Genomic DNA, 443 nt, shown 5'->3' with positions numbered 1-443 from the left:
GGATATATTTCTGCCCTATCGTCAATCCCGGCGGCATGTGGGCATCGACGCGCGCAAATCCGCGCGGCGTCGACCTGATGCGCAACGCGCCGCAAGACGCCGACGCGCGCGGGCCGCTGCTTGCGGGCGGCCAGCGCGTCGGCGCGTGGCTGCCCTGGTATCGCGGCCGGGCGGGCGAGCCGCTGGACCCCGAGGCGGCCGCGCTGCTGCAAGTGGTCGCAACGCAGCTTGCCGCGCGGCCGCTGAGCATCGCGATCGAGTGCCATTCCGGTTAGGGCTGGAGCGTCAGCTTCTGTTTTCCGTACGCGCGAACCCGCCGGCTGATGCAGCATCTGCCCGAAATGTACGTGTTGCAGAGCATGTTCGAAAACGCGCATCCGCATCACGGCTACACGTTCGAGCCGCAAAGCCCCCAGTATCTGCTGCACGGCGTTCTGTGGGAC

1 pseudogene is annotated in these 443 nt (G+C 67.5%); it reads left to right on the top strand.

Going from position 1 to position 443, the window contains the following annotated elements:
- Positions 1-443: pseudogene (locus VSR34_RS38660) on the top strand (M14 family zinc carboxypeptidase); the annotation flags it as partial.

Origin of the sequence: Paraburkholderia sp. JHI2823, assembly GCF_038900695.1 — a bacterium.
Lineage (GTDB): Bacteria > Pseudomonadota > Gammaproteobacteria > Burkholderiales > Burkholderiaceae > Paraburkholderia > Paraburkholderia mimosarum.
The sequence above is the reverse complement of the archived record's forward strand: the minus strand, read 5'-3'. Positions and strand labels throughout refer to the sequence as shown.